Annotated in this window: 7 protein-coding genes; 1 reads left to right on the top strand and 6 read right to left on the bottom strand. The window is 75.1% G+C overall.

The window, feature by feature from the left end; all coding sequences use genetic code 11:
* Positions 1-5: 5 nt before the first annotated feature.
* The 3 genes from C7444_RS12670 to C7444_RS12665 form a co-directional block, all read right to left on the bottom strand.
* Positions 6-728 (bottom strand): fumarylacetoacetate hydrolase family protein, encoded by a 723-nt coding sequence (locus tag C7444_RS12670; RefSeq protein WP_245909544.1) that lies wholly within the window; start codon positions 726-728, stop codon positions 6-8.
* Between the two features lie 92 nt (positions 729-820).
* Positions 821-982 carry a hypothetical protein gene (locus C7444_RS20270; RefSeq protein WP_170130745.1) on the bottom strand — a complete coding sequence of 54 codons (162 nt, stop codon included), beginning with the start codon at positions 980-982 and terminating at the stop codon, positions 821-823.
* A gap of 141 nt (positions 983-1123) precedes the next feature.
* The gene (locus C7444_RS12665; RefSeq protein ID WP_110401220.1) at positions 1124-2035 is read right to left on the bottom strand and encodes an AraC family transcriptional regulator; all 912 of its coding nucleotides are present in this window, start codon (positions 2033-2035) and stop codon (positions 1124-1126) included.
* 52 nt (positions 2036-2087) lie between these two features.
* Here C7444_RS12665 and C7444_RS12660 point away from each other — a divergent pair, with 52 nt between their 5' ends.
* Positions 2088-3359, top strand: coding sequence for an MFS transporter (locus C7444_RS12660; protein WP_110401219.1), 1272 nt, complete (start codon positions 2088-2090; stop codon positions 3357-3359).
* A gap of 37 nt (positions 3360-3396) precedes the next feature.
* Here the strand turns inward: C7444_RS12660 and recD are convergent, their stop codons facing one another.
* Genes recD through recC form a run of 3 tightly spaced genes read right to left on the bottom strand, consistent with a single transcriptional unit; the run spans position 3397 to position 13285 of the window.
* Positions 3397-5715, bottom strand: a complete 2319-nt coding sequence (recD, locus tag C7444_RS12655; RefSeq protein WP_110401218.1) for an exodeoxyribonuclease V subunit alpha — start codon at positions 5713-5715, stop codon at positions 3397-3399.
* Positions 5715-9566: an exodeoxyribonuclease V subunit beta gene (gene recB / locus C7444_RS12650; RefSeq protein WP_110401217.1), complete on the bottom strand. Its 3852-nt coding sequence runs from the start codon at positions 9564-9566 to the stop codon at positions 5715-5717. Before recB ends, recD begins: the two co-directional genes overlap by 1 nt.
* The gene (gene recC, locus C7444_RS12645; protein WP_110401216.1) at positions 9563-13285 is read right to left on the bottom strand and encodes an exodeoxyribonuclease V subunit gamma; all 3723 of its coding nucleotides are present in this window, start codon (positions 13283-13285) and stop codon (positions 9563-9565) included. Before recC ends, recB begins: the two co-directional genes overlap by 4 nt.
* Positions 13286-13317: the final 32 nt, after the last annotated feature.

Genomic DNA, 13317 nt, shown 5'->3' with positions numbered 1-13317 from the left:
GGGCTTCAGGCGCCGCGCTCGGCGATGTGCACCTGCAGCGTGCCCAGGCCGTCGATGCCGGCGCTCAGGGTCTGGCCCGGCACGACGGCGGCCACGCCTTCGGGCGTGCCGGTCATGATCAGGTCGCCGGGCTGCAGGGCCACGTAGCGCGACAGGTGGGCGATCACTTCGGCCACGCTCCAGGTCATCTGGTCGATGTCGCTGTGCTGGCGGCGCTGGCCGTCGACGTCGATCCAGATCGAGGCCCGGGCCGGATGGCCGATGGCGCTGACCGGATGGATCGGACCGATCGGGGCGGACTGGTCGAAGGCCTTGCCCAGCTCCCAGGGCCGGCCCTTGTCGCGCAGCGCGAACTGCAGGTCGCGGCGGGTCATGTCCAGGCCGATGCCGTAGCCCCAGACATGCTCGAGCGCCTGCTCGACGGCGATGTCGGCGCCGGCCTTGCCGATGGCCGCCACCAGCTCGACCTCATGGTGCAGGTTGGCGGTCTGCGGCGGATAGCTCATCTCGCCGACGCTGCCCGCCTCGACCGGCAGCACCGCATCGGTGGGCTTGGCGAAGAAGAACGGCGGCTCGCGGGTCGGATCGGACCCCATCTCGCGGGCGTGGGCCGCGTAGTTGCGACCGACGCACCAGATGCGGCGCACCGGAAAACGCTGATGGGTGCCGACCACGGGCAGGGTGGTCGGCTCGACGGCCTCGATGACCAGTTCGCAGGACAGGCTCACTCGGATTCCTCAGGTTGCGGATTCGGACCTGAAGCGTAATGCCATCCGGATGCCCCCACCGCCTGAGCGCGGCATGAGGGCCGCGACGCGGTTCAGCGCTTGCGGTCCATGCGCAGGGCCAGGGCCACGCTGCGCTGACCACAGCCGATGCGGCCGTAGTCGAAGGACTCGTGCTTCTGCCCCTTTTCGGTCGGCCGCTCTTTCAGCGGCAGGCGGCGGGGGGGGTGCTGCTCGGAGCGCAGGAAGTACTTCATGAGGATGAGGTGGGATCGATTCTTGATGCTGTCCCGTCGATGGCGACGGGGGCTGTGCGTCTCTAACGACGCGGGCGCCGGATCGGATGACAGCGGATCGACAATTTGTTGCAGGCGGCCCGCCGCAAGGCCCGCGGCCACTCAGCCGAGCCGCTCCAGCCCGAAGAAGCGGCTGGGCGACATGCCCACGGTGCGGGTCACCATGGCACTGAAGGCGCTCGGGCTGGCATAACCCAGCTCGGCGGCGATGTGGCTCATCGGCCGCCCGCGGGCGGCCAGCGACAGCGCCCTGGCCAGCAGCACCTGCTGGCGCCACTGCACGAAGCTGGCGCCCAGCTCGTGGCGGAACAGGCGGGCGATGGTGCGGGCGCTGGCACCGGCCTCGGCGGCCCAGCCCTCCAGCGTGGCGTGGCGCACCGGATCGTCGAGCACCGCCTCGCACAGCCCGCGCAGGCGCCGGTCCTGCGGCAGCGCCACCCCCAGCGGCAGGCAACGGGCCTGCCGCAGCTCGTCCACGGCGAGCGTCGCGAGGCAATGCTCCCGCGCCGTCCGGGCCGGTCCGGACGGCGCCGGCGGCCCGCCCTCCAGCCCGGGCGCATCGGTCTCCAGCACGACCAGCTGCTGCACCAGCTCGCGCAGCAGGCTCGACACCTCGACCACGCGGCAGCGGTCCCAAGGCCCCGGGCCGCCCGCCCGCGCCTCGACCGGCTCGGGCGCCTGGTGGAAATAGAGCGTGCGCAGGTCGGCGGCCTGGACGACCGTGACCGCATGCTCGACCCCGGCCGGGATCCAGACCGCCCGGGACGGCGGCACGATGTAGGTGCTGGTGCCGGCCGTCACCCGGGTGACCCCGGCGGCGGAATACGACAGCTGCGCCCAGGCGTGGGCATGCGGATCGACCCGGGTGTCGGCGGCCAGCCGGCGGGCCTTGGCACGCACCGGGCGGGCGGACGTGGGCGCGAAACGCAGCGGATCGAGCGGCTGCACATAGGTCGGCTCGCCCGCGGCCGTGCGGCCACGGGGTCGACGGATTGGCTGATTCTCGACAGACATCGTCTTTCTATCGTAACCCGGTCGAAAGCCATGCGCCTACAGTCCGGTCATCATGAGTGCATCCCCTCTTTCCAGCGCGACCGACCTGCGGCAGGTCGACGACGCCCGGGCCGCCGCCCGGCGCGACTACAAGACCATCGCGCTCGTCGGACTGGCGCACGGCACCTCGCATTTCCACCACCTGCTGCTGCCACCGCTGTTCCCGGCCTTCATCCGCGACTTCGGGCTGAGCTATTCGGAGCTGGGCCTGCTGGTGACGGTGTTCTTCATCATCTCGGGCATCGGCCAGGCGCTGTCGGGCTTCATCGTCGACCGCATCGGCGCACGGCCGGTGCTGTATGCGGCGCTGGTGAGCTTCGTGGCCGCGTCGGTGGCCGCCGCGCTGGCCCGGGGTTACGGCGGGCTGATGCTGGCCGCCGCGCTCGCCGGCCTGGGCAACGCGCCCTTCCACCCGGCCGACTTCACCATCCTGAACAAGCGGGTCAGCCCCGGACGGCTGGGCCATGCGTTCTCGGTGCACGGCATCAGCGGCAACCTGGGCTGGGCGCTCGCGCCGGTCTTCCTGATCGGCGTCAGCGCGCTCGACGACTGGCGCCTGGCCTACGCCGGCACGGCGCTGGTGGGCCTGGTGGTGCTGGCCGTGCTGGTGTGGCAGTCCGACGCGATCGATGACCACCACGGCCGGGCCCCGGCCGGTGGCCGGGCGGGCGGTGGCCAGGACGAGCACCCGATGGCCTTCCTGAAGCTGCCTTCGGTCTGGCTGTGCTTCTCGTTCTTCTTCTGGACCACGGCGGCGCTGAGCGCGATCCAGAGTTTCGCCAGCCCGGCGCTGGGCCACCTCTACGGCCTGCCGGCGTCGACCACCGCCTTCGTCGTCACCGGCTACATGCTCTGCGGCGCGGTGGGCATGGTGGCCGGCGGCTTCCTGGTCGCCCGGGTGCAGCGGCTCGAGCGCATCATCGCGATGGCGATGGCGCTGGCGGCGGTGCTGCTGGTGCTGACCGGCACCGGCTGGCTGCCGCCGCTGCTGGCCGCCGGCTCGGCGGCCCTGGCGGGCTTCGGCACCGGCCTGGCGGGGCCGTCGCGGGACATGCTGATCAAGCGCGCCGCCCCTCCGGGCTCGACGGGGCGGGTCTACGGCACGGTCTACTCCGGCCTGGACACCGGCTTCGCGCTGGCCGCACCGGTGTTCGGCATGATGCTCGACCGCGGGCTGGACGCGGGCATCTTCCACGGCTCGGCGCTGGCGCTGCTGCTGGGCATCGGCTCGGCCGCGCTGGTGGGCGGGCGCATCCACGCCGCCCGCGGCGCGACCAGGGCCTGAGCCGCAGGTCGACACGCCCGGACGACCGGCCCCCGGTTCAGGCCGTCGTGGCCGGGTCGTCCGTGCCCAGCAGCGCCGGCAGGCCGCTGGCACGGTGGGTGCGGCGCTGCAGCGCGGCGTCGAACAGTGCCGGCTCGGGCGCCACCAGCGTGAAGGCGCGGCGGGCCCGGGTGATGCCGGTGTAGACCAGCTCCCGCGTGAGCACCTGCGCGCCCCGCGGGGGCAGCACCAGCACGGTGTGCTCGAACTCCGAGCCCTGGCTCTTGTGCACCGTCATCACGAAGGCGGTCTCGACCTGGTTCAGGCGGCTGGCCAGCACCGAACGCAGCTGATCGCCGTCGAGGAAATAGACCCGCAGCGCCCGGGTGCCCGCCCCGGCCGCGCTGACCCGGGGCGAGGCGCGCAGCGTCAGGCCGACGTCACCGTTGAACACGCCCTGGGCCGCATCGTTGCGCGTGACCATCACCGGGCGGCCCTCGTACCACTCGCCCCCGCGCTGCAGCAGGCCCGCGCCGATCAGCGCGGCCTCGACCGCACGGTTCAGGCCGCCGACCCCCCAGTCGCCCTCCCGCACGGCGGTGAGCAGCCGGAAACGCTCGAAGGCCTGCAGCACCGACCGGACCCAGGCCTCGTGCAGCACCTCCGGATCGTCGCGGCCGTGCGCGGACGGCACCTGCGGCCCGCGGGCCAGCAGCTCGGCGTAGGTCCGGTAGCCGCCGGGGGCACCGTCACGGCCCTCGAGCGCCAGCCGGGTCACCGGCCGGTCGACCGGCCAGCAGGCGACCGGCGACGGCGAACCGCCCGGCCCGCGCAGCACCTGCCAGGCGCGCACGCTGGCGCCGGCGTTCACCGCCAGCGCCAGCTGGCCGATCGGGCCGCCAAAACGCTGGCTGCGGCGCAGCATCACGGTCTGCTGCGCCAGCGGCGACGGCCGCTGACCGGCCTTCAGGCGCATCGGCTGCGGCAGCACCTGGCCGGTCCAGGCCAGCACCCGCGCGGCCGTGTCCTCGGCGTAGGCCCCGGCCTGGGCCTGGCGGCACAGGTCCCCCAGCACGGCCCCGGCCTCGACCGAAGCGAGCTGGTCCTTGTCGCCCAGCAGCACCAGGCGCGCGCGGGACGGCAGCGCCTCCAGCAGCGCGGCCATCATCTCCAGGTGCACCATCGACGCCTCGTCGACCACCAGCACGTCGACATCGAGCGGATGGCCGGCATGGCGGGCCAGCCGGCGGGTGTCGGGACGGGCGCCCAGCAGCGCGTGCAGCGTACGCGCCGCGCCGATGCGGGTGACCAGCGCCGACAGGTCGAGCGCCGAGCCCACCTGCGCCTGCAGCGGCCCGAGGGCCGCCTCGATCGACTGCTTCAGGCGCGCGGCGGCCTTGCCCGTCGGGGCGGCCAGCGCGATGCGCAGCGGCTCGGGCCCGGGGTGCAGCGCCTCGAGCAGCACCAGCAGCCGCGCCACGGTGTAGGTCTTGCCGGTGCCCGGCCCGCCGGTGATCAGCCCGAGGCGCCCGCTCCAGGCCACCGCGCAGGCGATGCGCTGCCAGTCGGGCTCCAGCGCCTCGTCCCCCGGGGCGGCCGGTGGTGGCGCGTGGAACAGCAGGTCGAGCCAGCGGCGCACCTCGGCCGGTGCGGTGGCGTGCGCGATCGGGTCGGCCCCCTCGCCCTCGCCCGCCGCCGCTGCCGCACCGACACGCTGCAGCACCTGGGCGGCCACACGCTGCTCGTCGCGCCAGTAGCGGCGCAGGTACAGGCGTGCGCCCCGCGGCACCCAGACCAGCGGGGCCTGCCCGAGCGCGGCAGGAGACGGCGACACGCCATCCGGTGCATCGACATCCACCGCGGCGCTGGCCGCCAGCGCCGCGGACCAGCGGTCGACGTCCCCCTCGAGCGCCGCCAGCGTGGCCTCCAGCGCGCCCATGCCGGCCGCGGGCCAGTGGATCAGCGCGGCGCGGCGCCCGTCGAGCAGGTCGGCCAGGCTCAGGCAGGTGTGGCCACGCCCCTCGAGCTGGGCCAGCAGCGCCGCGGCCAGCAGCACCACCGGCTCGCTGCGCGGCGCCTGCTCGTGCACGAAGCGGGCGAAGGCCAGATCGAGCAGGCGCAGCCAGCCGGCCTCGGCCCAGCGGGACAGCTCGGCCAGCAGGCCGGCCGCGTCCCGCACCGACGGCAGCGGCAACACCAGCGGCAGCGCGCCGGACGCCGGTCCGGCCTCCGGCGGCGGCCAGGCCGCACCGGAGCGTTCGCGGGATGTCGCGGCTGGCGGCTCGGTGGGCTCGGTGGGCGAGCGCGGCACGACCGCGTCGAACAGCGACGCCTGCAGCGGCGGATCGGCGGGGCGTGGGGGCTGACGGGGGGGCATCACAGGTCCTCGGGGTGCTCGTGGCCGTCGAGCAGGCGGTCCAGCCCGTCGAGCAGGGCCGGATCGGCCGGCAGGTGCACGCAGCCACGGCCCGGGGCGTCGATGCCGCGGGCGAACAGGTAGATCGCGCCGCCCAGGTGGGTCGCCGGGTCATAGCCCTCACCCAGGCGGGCCCGCAGCAGGCGGTGCAGCGCCAGCAGGTAGAGGGCGGCCTGCAGGTCGTAGCGGTGCTGCAGCACCGCGGCCTCCAGCGCGGGGCGGCCGTAGGCGCTGTCGTCGGCGCCCAGCGCGTTGCTCTTGTAGTCGAGCACCCAGTAGCGCCCGCCGTGCTCGAACACCAGGTCGGCAAAACCCATCATCAGGCCGCGCAGCGGCCGCTCCGGCACCGCCACTCTCGGCAGGCCGGGCAGCAGGCCCTCGCGGCAGAGGCGGTCGAGCGCGGCCACCGGCCAGCCCGCGCTGGGCATCCAGAACTCCATCTCGACCAGGTGGTGACGCAGCTGCGACAGCGAGGCGCCCAGCGGCGGCAGCGGCGTGTCGACCAGCGCCTGCAGCCAGACCTGCACGTCCTCGGCGCGGTAGGCCGCCCCCTGGCGCTCGCAGCGGCGCTGCAGGCCACGCAGGAATTCGGGCGTGCCCACGGCGTCCCAGCCCGCCACGTCAGCCAGCCGCTCGAGCTGCTCGTGCAGGAAATTGCCGGCCAGCGGCCCCCGGGGGTAACGGTGCCAGGGCTGGGCCTGCCCGGGCACGGGCAGCGGCGTCTCGTCGGCCGGCTCGTCGCGCTCGATCGCGGCCTGCTCCTCGCGCCAGGCCTCCTCGCGCAGCGGGTCGTTGAGCACCGCGCCGAGCGGCAGCAGGGGCTCGAGCCCGCCGCCCGTCGTCGGCACCCGGGCCGACGGCCCGGGCGCGACCGGCGCGGAGGCCGACCCGCGGTCGGCGACGGTGGCCGGCCAGGTGACGGCCGGCCCGGCGCTGGCCAGGTCACGCACCAGCGCCGAGAAGCTGCCGATGGTCCAGTCGCGCTCGATGCGGGTGGTGTAGCCGGGCGCGGCCTGCAGCACCGGCGCCTGGCCGCGGGCCACCAGACGCTGGCTGGTGGGTGCGGCCGGCGGGCCCAGGCACAGGCCCGGCTGGCCGTCGACCAGGCGGCGCAGGGCCGCGTCGAGCTCGGCCACCGGCACCGTGCGGCCGGCCACGCCCAGCAGGTGCCCCAGCGCGCTCAGCGACAGCGCGGTCTGGTCCGGAGCGCCCCGCACCGACGGCAGCCCCACGCCCAGCCACAGCGCGTGGCGCGCCCGGGTCAGCGCGACATAGAACAGGCGCAGGTCCTCGCGCAGGCGCTCCTGCTCGGCCGAGGCCAGCGCCGCGTCGCCGAGGCTGAAGTCCAGCGCCCGTCGGCCCGCCTCGTCGACCGACTCGACCGCGACCCGCCCGCGCCGGTCGACCGGGCGCGCGCTGGCCGCATGCGGCAGGAAGACCACCGGATACTCCAGCCCCTTGGACTTGTGCACGGTGACGATCTGCACCAGCGCGGCGTCGCTCTCGAGCCGCACGATGCGGTCCTCGCCCCCCTCGCCGACGCCGGCGGCATGGTCGGCGATCTGCTCGGCCATCCAGCGCACCAGCGCCTGCTCCCCCTCGAGCTGCACGCTGGCGGCCTGCAGCAGCTCGGCCAGGTGCAGCACATTGGTCAGCACCCGCTCGCCATCGACCTGCGCCAGCCAGCGGGCGGGCAGGTCCAGCTCGTGCAGGCTGCGGCGCAGCATCGCCAGCACCCCCTGGCGCTGCCACACGCCATGCAGCTCGCGCAGGCGCAGCAGGTGCACGTCCCAGGCCTCGTCGTCGACGCTGCAGCGGCGCAGCTCGTCCAGGCCCAGGCCGATGGCGGCGCCGGCATGGGCCGCACGCGCCAGCCGGCCATCGGCGGGATCGGCCACCGCGCGCAGCCAGCGCAGCAGCTCGACCGCCTCGCCGCTGGCGAACACCGATTCCTGGTCCGACAGGTAGACCGAGGCCACGCGCCGGTGCGCCAGCGCCTGGCGCACCGCGGCGGCCTCGTGGCGGCTGCGCACCAGCACCGCGATGTCGCCCGGACTGAGCCGCGTGAAGCGTCCGTCGTCGCCCTGCAGGCCGCAACGTTCGTCGTTGAGCAGCGTCACGATGCGCTCGGCGCAGTGCTGGGCCCAGCGCCGCCGCAGCGGCACGGCGGCCAGCGGGGTCAGGTCGCAGCACAGCGCCAGCGCAGGCACCACGCCGGCCGAGCTCACCAGGCGCTCGCCGCGGCCCCGCGCGCGCACCGGGTCGAAGGGCAGCGCCAGCGTGCCGTCCTTGGGCAGCGCGAACGCGCCCCCGGGCAGTCGCCGCTCGGCCTGGTCGAACAGGTGGTTGACCGCGCCCACCAGCGTTTCGGTGGCGCGGAAGTTGGTGTCGAGCCGGTGGTGGCGGCCCTCGGTGTCGCGGCGCGCCTGCAGGTAGCTGTAGATGTCGGCGCCACGGAAGGCGTAGATCGACTGCTTCGGGTCGCCGATCAGGAACAGCCCGGTCTCGGGCCGGTCGGCAGCGATGTGATAGAGCCGGTCGAACAGCCGGTACTGCAGCGGCGAGGTGTCCTGGAACTCGTCGATCAGCGCCACCGGGTACTGGCCGACGATGCGCTCGCGCAGCGCCGGGCCGCGCGGTCCGGCCAGCGCCCGCTCCAGCCGCGCCTGCAGGTCGGCAAAACCGTAGCGGCCGGCTCGCTGCTTGAGCTGGTCCATGCGATGAGCCACCCGGCGTGCCGCATGCTGGCGCAGCAGCGAGGCCAGGTCGGGCAGCATGGCCAGGCGCTGTTGCAGCACCTCGAACTCGGCGAACACCGGCGGCAGCTCGGCCTGCTGGTTCTTCTTCAGCGCATCGGCCAGGCCGGCCGGCGTCAGCCGCCAGCAGGCCTTGTCGTGCTGATCGTCCTTGTCGGCCAGGCGCAGGTGGCCAGGACCGTGCGAAGCGGCCCAGGCGTCGAGGCGATCGAGCCAGTCGGCCACCTTGTCGGCCTTCATCTTGTTGCCGTTGAACGGGTTGGCCGGGCCGTTGAGCAGCGCCGTCAGCCAGGGGCGCATCGCCGCGGCGCGGGCGGTCCAGCCCTGGCGCAGCACCTGCATCGCCTCGACCCGCGTGCGCAGCAGGGCCGCCACGTCGGCGACCGGCGCGGCATCGAACAGCTCGAGCCTGGGCAGCAGCCCGGGCAGGTCGTCGCGCAGGTGGTCCAGCGTGGGCCAGACCTCGAGCACCGGGGCGAGCGCGGCCGCCTCGAGCGGGTAGACCTCGGCCCGCCAGACGTCGCGCAGCGCCTGCTCGCGCAGCGCCGACTCGTCGGCCACCAGCTCCTCGTCGAACAGGTTGCCGCTGTCGAAGGCATGCTCGCGCAGCATGCGCTGGCTCCAGGCGTCGATGGTGTGCACCGCCGCGTCGTCCATGGCCTCGGCCGCCAGCGCCAGCCGGAAGGCGGCGCGTTCGCGCGCCTCGCCGGCCGGATAGGCCGCCATCAGCTCGCGCAGCAGCGCGTCGCGGGCCAGCACCGGCTCGCTGCCGGGCTCGCCGCGGAAGCAGCGGGCCGCCTCGGCCAGCCGCTCGCGGATGCGGTCCGACAGCTCGCGCGTGGCCGCGCGGGTGAAGGTCATCACCAGGATCTCGCCGGGCATCAGCGCCCGGGGTGGCTGGGTGCCGGTGTCGGCCTGGTCGGCCGGATCGGGCTCGCGGCCGTGGCCCAGCACCAGGCGCAGGTAGAGCGCGGCGATGGTCCAGGTCTTGCCGGTGCCGGCACTGGCCTCGATCAGGTGGCTGCCGTGCAGCGGCAGGGTCAGGGGCAGGCTCATGGGGCGCCTTCCGTGCGGCTCAGGAAAGCGGCCAGCGACTCGGTCTCGGCGCAGGTCCGGGCCCAGTCGTGCAGCGGCTGGTACAGGCCGCACCAGGCGGCCAGACCGCGCGTGGCGGGCGCATCGTCCGGGTCCTCGGGGACCTCGGCGGCGGTCCAGCGGCAGCCGGCGCCGGCCGGTGTCGGGGTGTCGGGCAGACCCGCGAGCAGGGTCTCGAAGTCCGGGTAGGCACGTGCCAGGGCCGGATCCCGCTCACGCTCGCCGGGCGGGCTGCCGGCAAAACCGGCGCCCTCGAAGGCCGGGCGGGCCTCCTCGGGCGTGCCGCTGGCGACGGCGGCCAGCGCGGTCTTCAGCGCCAGCGGCAGCGGGTGCTGGCGGGCGGCGTTCCAGGCCGCGACCAGGTCGTGCAGCCAGGCCCGCGCCAGCGCGGCCTCGGGCGGGTGCAGGGTCACGACCGCGTCACGCCCCAGCCGCACCGCCTGCAGCGGCACGCCCTGGGCGGCGGCCACCACCAGCGCCACCCAGACGTCGACCACCGCCTCGGGCTTGAGCACCCGCGCCGGGGGCCGGGCATCCGGATCCGGTTTCATCAGCGCCGAGCTGCTGCGGCTGAGCAGCGTGGCCTCGCCGGCCGGACCGCGGCGCAGCCCTTCGATCCAGTCGTCCAGGCGCACCGTGACCGGGCCGGCCGGCGCCGCCGCATCGGGCGGCAGCGACCACAGGCCCTGCACACGCAGGCGCCCGCTGGCCTCGGTGGCGGCGGCCGGGGGCCAGCGCTGCTGCAGCCGCTGCCAGGCCCGGGCCATCGGCTCGGCCTCGGTGCACAGCAGCGTGCCGGTGCGCTCGCCCAGCCCCGCCAGCGGCAGCTGGCCACGTGCGGCCAGCCGGTGCACGGCCTGCTGCAGGTGAGCGGCCAGCGCCTCGTCGGCCAGGGGCGTGGCCGGCAGGCTGTCGAGCAGATCCTCGAGCAGCGACCAGTGCACCAGCCCGTCGAGGGCAAAACACTCGTCGTCCTCGAGCGCCTGCGCATCGGCATCGTCGAAGTCGACCCGCAGCCGGTGGCGGAAAAAATGCCGCACCGGCCGCTTCAGCAGGTCGACCAGCGTGGCCAGGCCCAGCTCGGCATCGGCCTCGACCGCCGGGCCGGCCGACCGGGGCGGCGCCAGCACCGGCTCGACATGGGCCTCGCGCCACTCGCGGGCATAGGTCACCAGGCCCCGGGCGGCGGCACCGGGCTCGAAATAACGCCGGCTGAAGGCCTGCAGCGGGTGCTCGGTGGTCAGGCGCCCGGGCAGAGCCTCGCCCCAGCCGGCGCTCAGGTAGTCACGCAGCTGCGCCACCAGCACGGACGGCGGCTGCAGGCTCTGGTCGCGGGCGCTGCGCCCGGCCCAGCTGATGCAGAGCTGGCGGCGGGCCGACAGCACGGCCTCGAGCAGCAGGTAACGGTCGTCGTCGCGGCGGGCCCGGTCCCCGGGGCGGCGCACCCCGGGCAGGCCCATCAGGTCGAAGTCGCTGCGCGGCGCGCGGCGCGGGTAGTCGCCGTCGTTGAGGCCGAGCAGGCAGACCACCTCGAAGGGAATCGCGCGCATCGGCATCAGCGTGCAGAAGGTGACGCCCCCGCCCAGGAAGCGCTGGTTCAGCCCCGGCTCGTCGATCGCGCCCAGCCAGGCCTCGCGCAGCACCGCCAGCGGCACCGCCTCGTCGAAGCCGGCCACGTCGCTGTCGTCGAGCCAGCGGTCCAGCGCCTCGTGGGCCGCGGCCACCAGCAGGCGCTCACGCTCCTCGACCGGGTCGAAGAACTGCGCCAGCAGCCCGCGGCAGCGCTCGGCCCAGGCCGACGGGGACACCGGCTCGGCGGCCAGCGCCCACCAGTGGCTCAGCCGGTGCAGCAGCTCGGCCAGCGAGCCGGCCAGCGCGGCCTCCAGCCCGCCCACCTCGTCGTAGGGCTCGATGCCGCCGTGGCCCGCACCGGCCGCGGTCGCCCCGGTGGCATAACCGAGCAGCATGCGCCGCACCCCGAAGGCCCAGGTGTTGGCCTCGCCGCAGGCCTGCAGGCCGAGTTCGCCGCGGTGCGCCTCGTCCAGCCCCCAGCGCACCCCGGCACCGGCCAGCCAGCGCGCGATCAGCGGCTGGTCGGTGTCGGACACGCCGAAGCGCCGGGCCAGCGCCGGCACCTCCAGCAGGTCGCGCAGCTCGCTGGCCGTGGCCCGCTGCGGCGTGCGCAGCAGCCACTCCAGCGCCAGCAGCAGCGGCTGGCGGCCCCGCTGGCGCACGTCGGTGATCTCGAAGGGAATGTGGCGGGCGTCACCCCGCGGCACGCGGCCGAACACCGCCCGGATGATCGGCGCGTAGGGCTCGATGTCGGGCACCATCACCACCACGTCACGCGGGCCCAGCGGCTGGCCGGCCGCCGCCGCGGCCGCGAAGCCGTGCAGCAGCTGGTCGTGCAGCACCTCGACCTCACGCTGCGCGCCATGCGTGACGTGGAAGGTGATGGAGCGGTCGCCCGGCGCCACGCTGGCCTCGAGCGGCAGGCCCAGGCGGCGCGGATGTTCATCGAGCGGCTTCAGGTCCCGCACCGCCGCCTGCAGCTGCTGCAGCAGCGGCGCGGGGCCGCCGTCCCCGGCCTCGTCGACATCGAACAGGTCGACCCGCGGGATCGCGAAGCGGGCCTGCGTGCTGCGCACGTCGTCGAACTCGTCGAGCAGGCGCACGAAGTCGCGCCCCTGCCGGCCCCAGGCGGCCAGCAGCGGATGGGCGCGCGCATGGGCCTGCTCCAGCGGCAGCGCGGACAGGTCGACCACACCCGTGCCATCGGCGGCCGGGCGGTGGCCGTGGCGCCGCCGCGCGGCCAGCAGCAGCTCGCGCCCGTCGATGATGTCGGCCCAGTGGTACTGGCAGGGGTTGGGCACGGCCAGCAGGATCTGCGAGCGCAGCGACAGCGCGGCCAGCGCCTCCAGCGTCTGCAGCGGCAGGTTGGAATGTCCGAACAGCACGATGCGGCGCGGCAGCGGCCGCACCGGCTCGTCGGCCCGCTGCAGCGCCTCGACGAAACGCCGGTGCACCGCCGGGCGCAGCGCGTGGCGACCCACGGCCGGGCGGCCGTCGGCGCCGGGCCGGTCCAGCTCGTCGAGCAGCGTGCGCCACAGCATCGGCTGCCAGCGCTGCTCGTCGGGCACGGCAACGGCCCCGTCGAGCCGGTGGCCCATGCCCGCGGGCGAGCGGGCCAGCACGTCGCGGCCGGCGGCCCAGTCGTCGAGCCAGTCGGCGCGGTAGAGCTGGTACTGGTCGTAGAGGTCGGCCAGGCGCTGCGCCAGCTGCAGGCGGCGCTCCACGTCGCCCGGGGCGAGGAAGCCGGCCAGCGGCTCGTAGCCCGGCTGCTGCACCAGCGGCGAGGCCAGCAGGCGCATCAGGCGCCAGGCCAGCGGCGCCTCGTCCAGCGGCGAGCGCATCGGCGCACCGGCCGCGCCGAGCATGGCCCGGTAGGTGCGCCACAGGAAACGGGCCGGCAGCTCCACCCGCGTGGCCGCGCAGACGCCCTGCTCACGCGCCAGCGCCATCTTCAGCCACTCGGCGATGCCGTTGCTCTGGACGAGGTAGACCTCCTCCTCGAGCGGGCCGGGGGGCTGACGGCGCACGAAGTCGAGCACCGCCTCGCGCAGCAGTTCGAGCCGGTTGCCATGCAGCACCAGCAGACCGGGAATCAGGGGGTCGGACACGGCGGATCAGCCTCGGCTCGGGGTGGACGATG

The organism is Sphaerotilus hippei (assembly GCF_003201595.1).
GTDB classification, from domain to species: Bacteria; Pseudomonadota; Gammaproteobacteria; order Burkholderiales; family Burkholderiaceae_C; genus Sphaerotilus; species Sphaerotilus hippei.
This window is presented reverse-complemented; position numbering and strand designations above follow the sequence as displayed.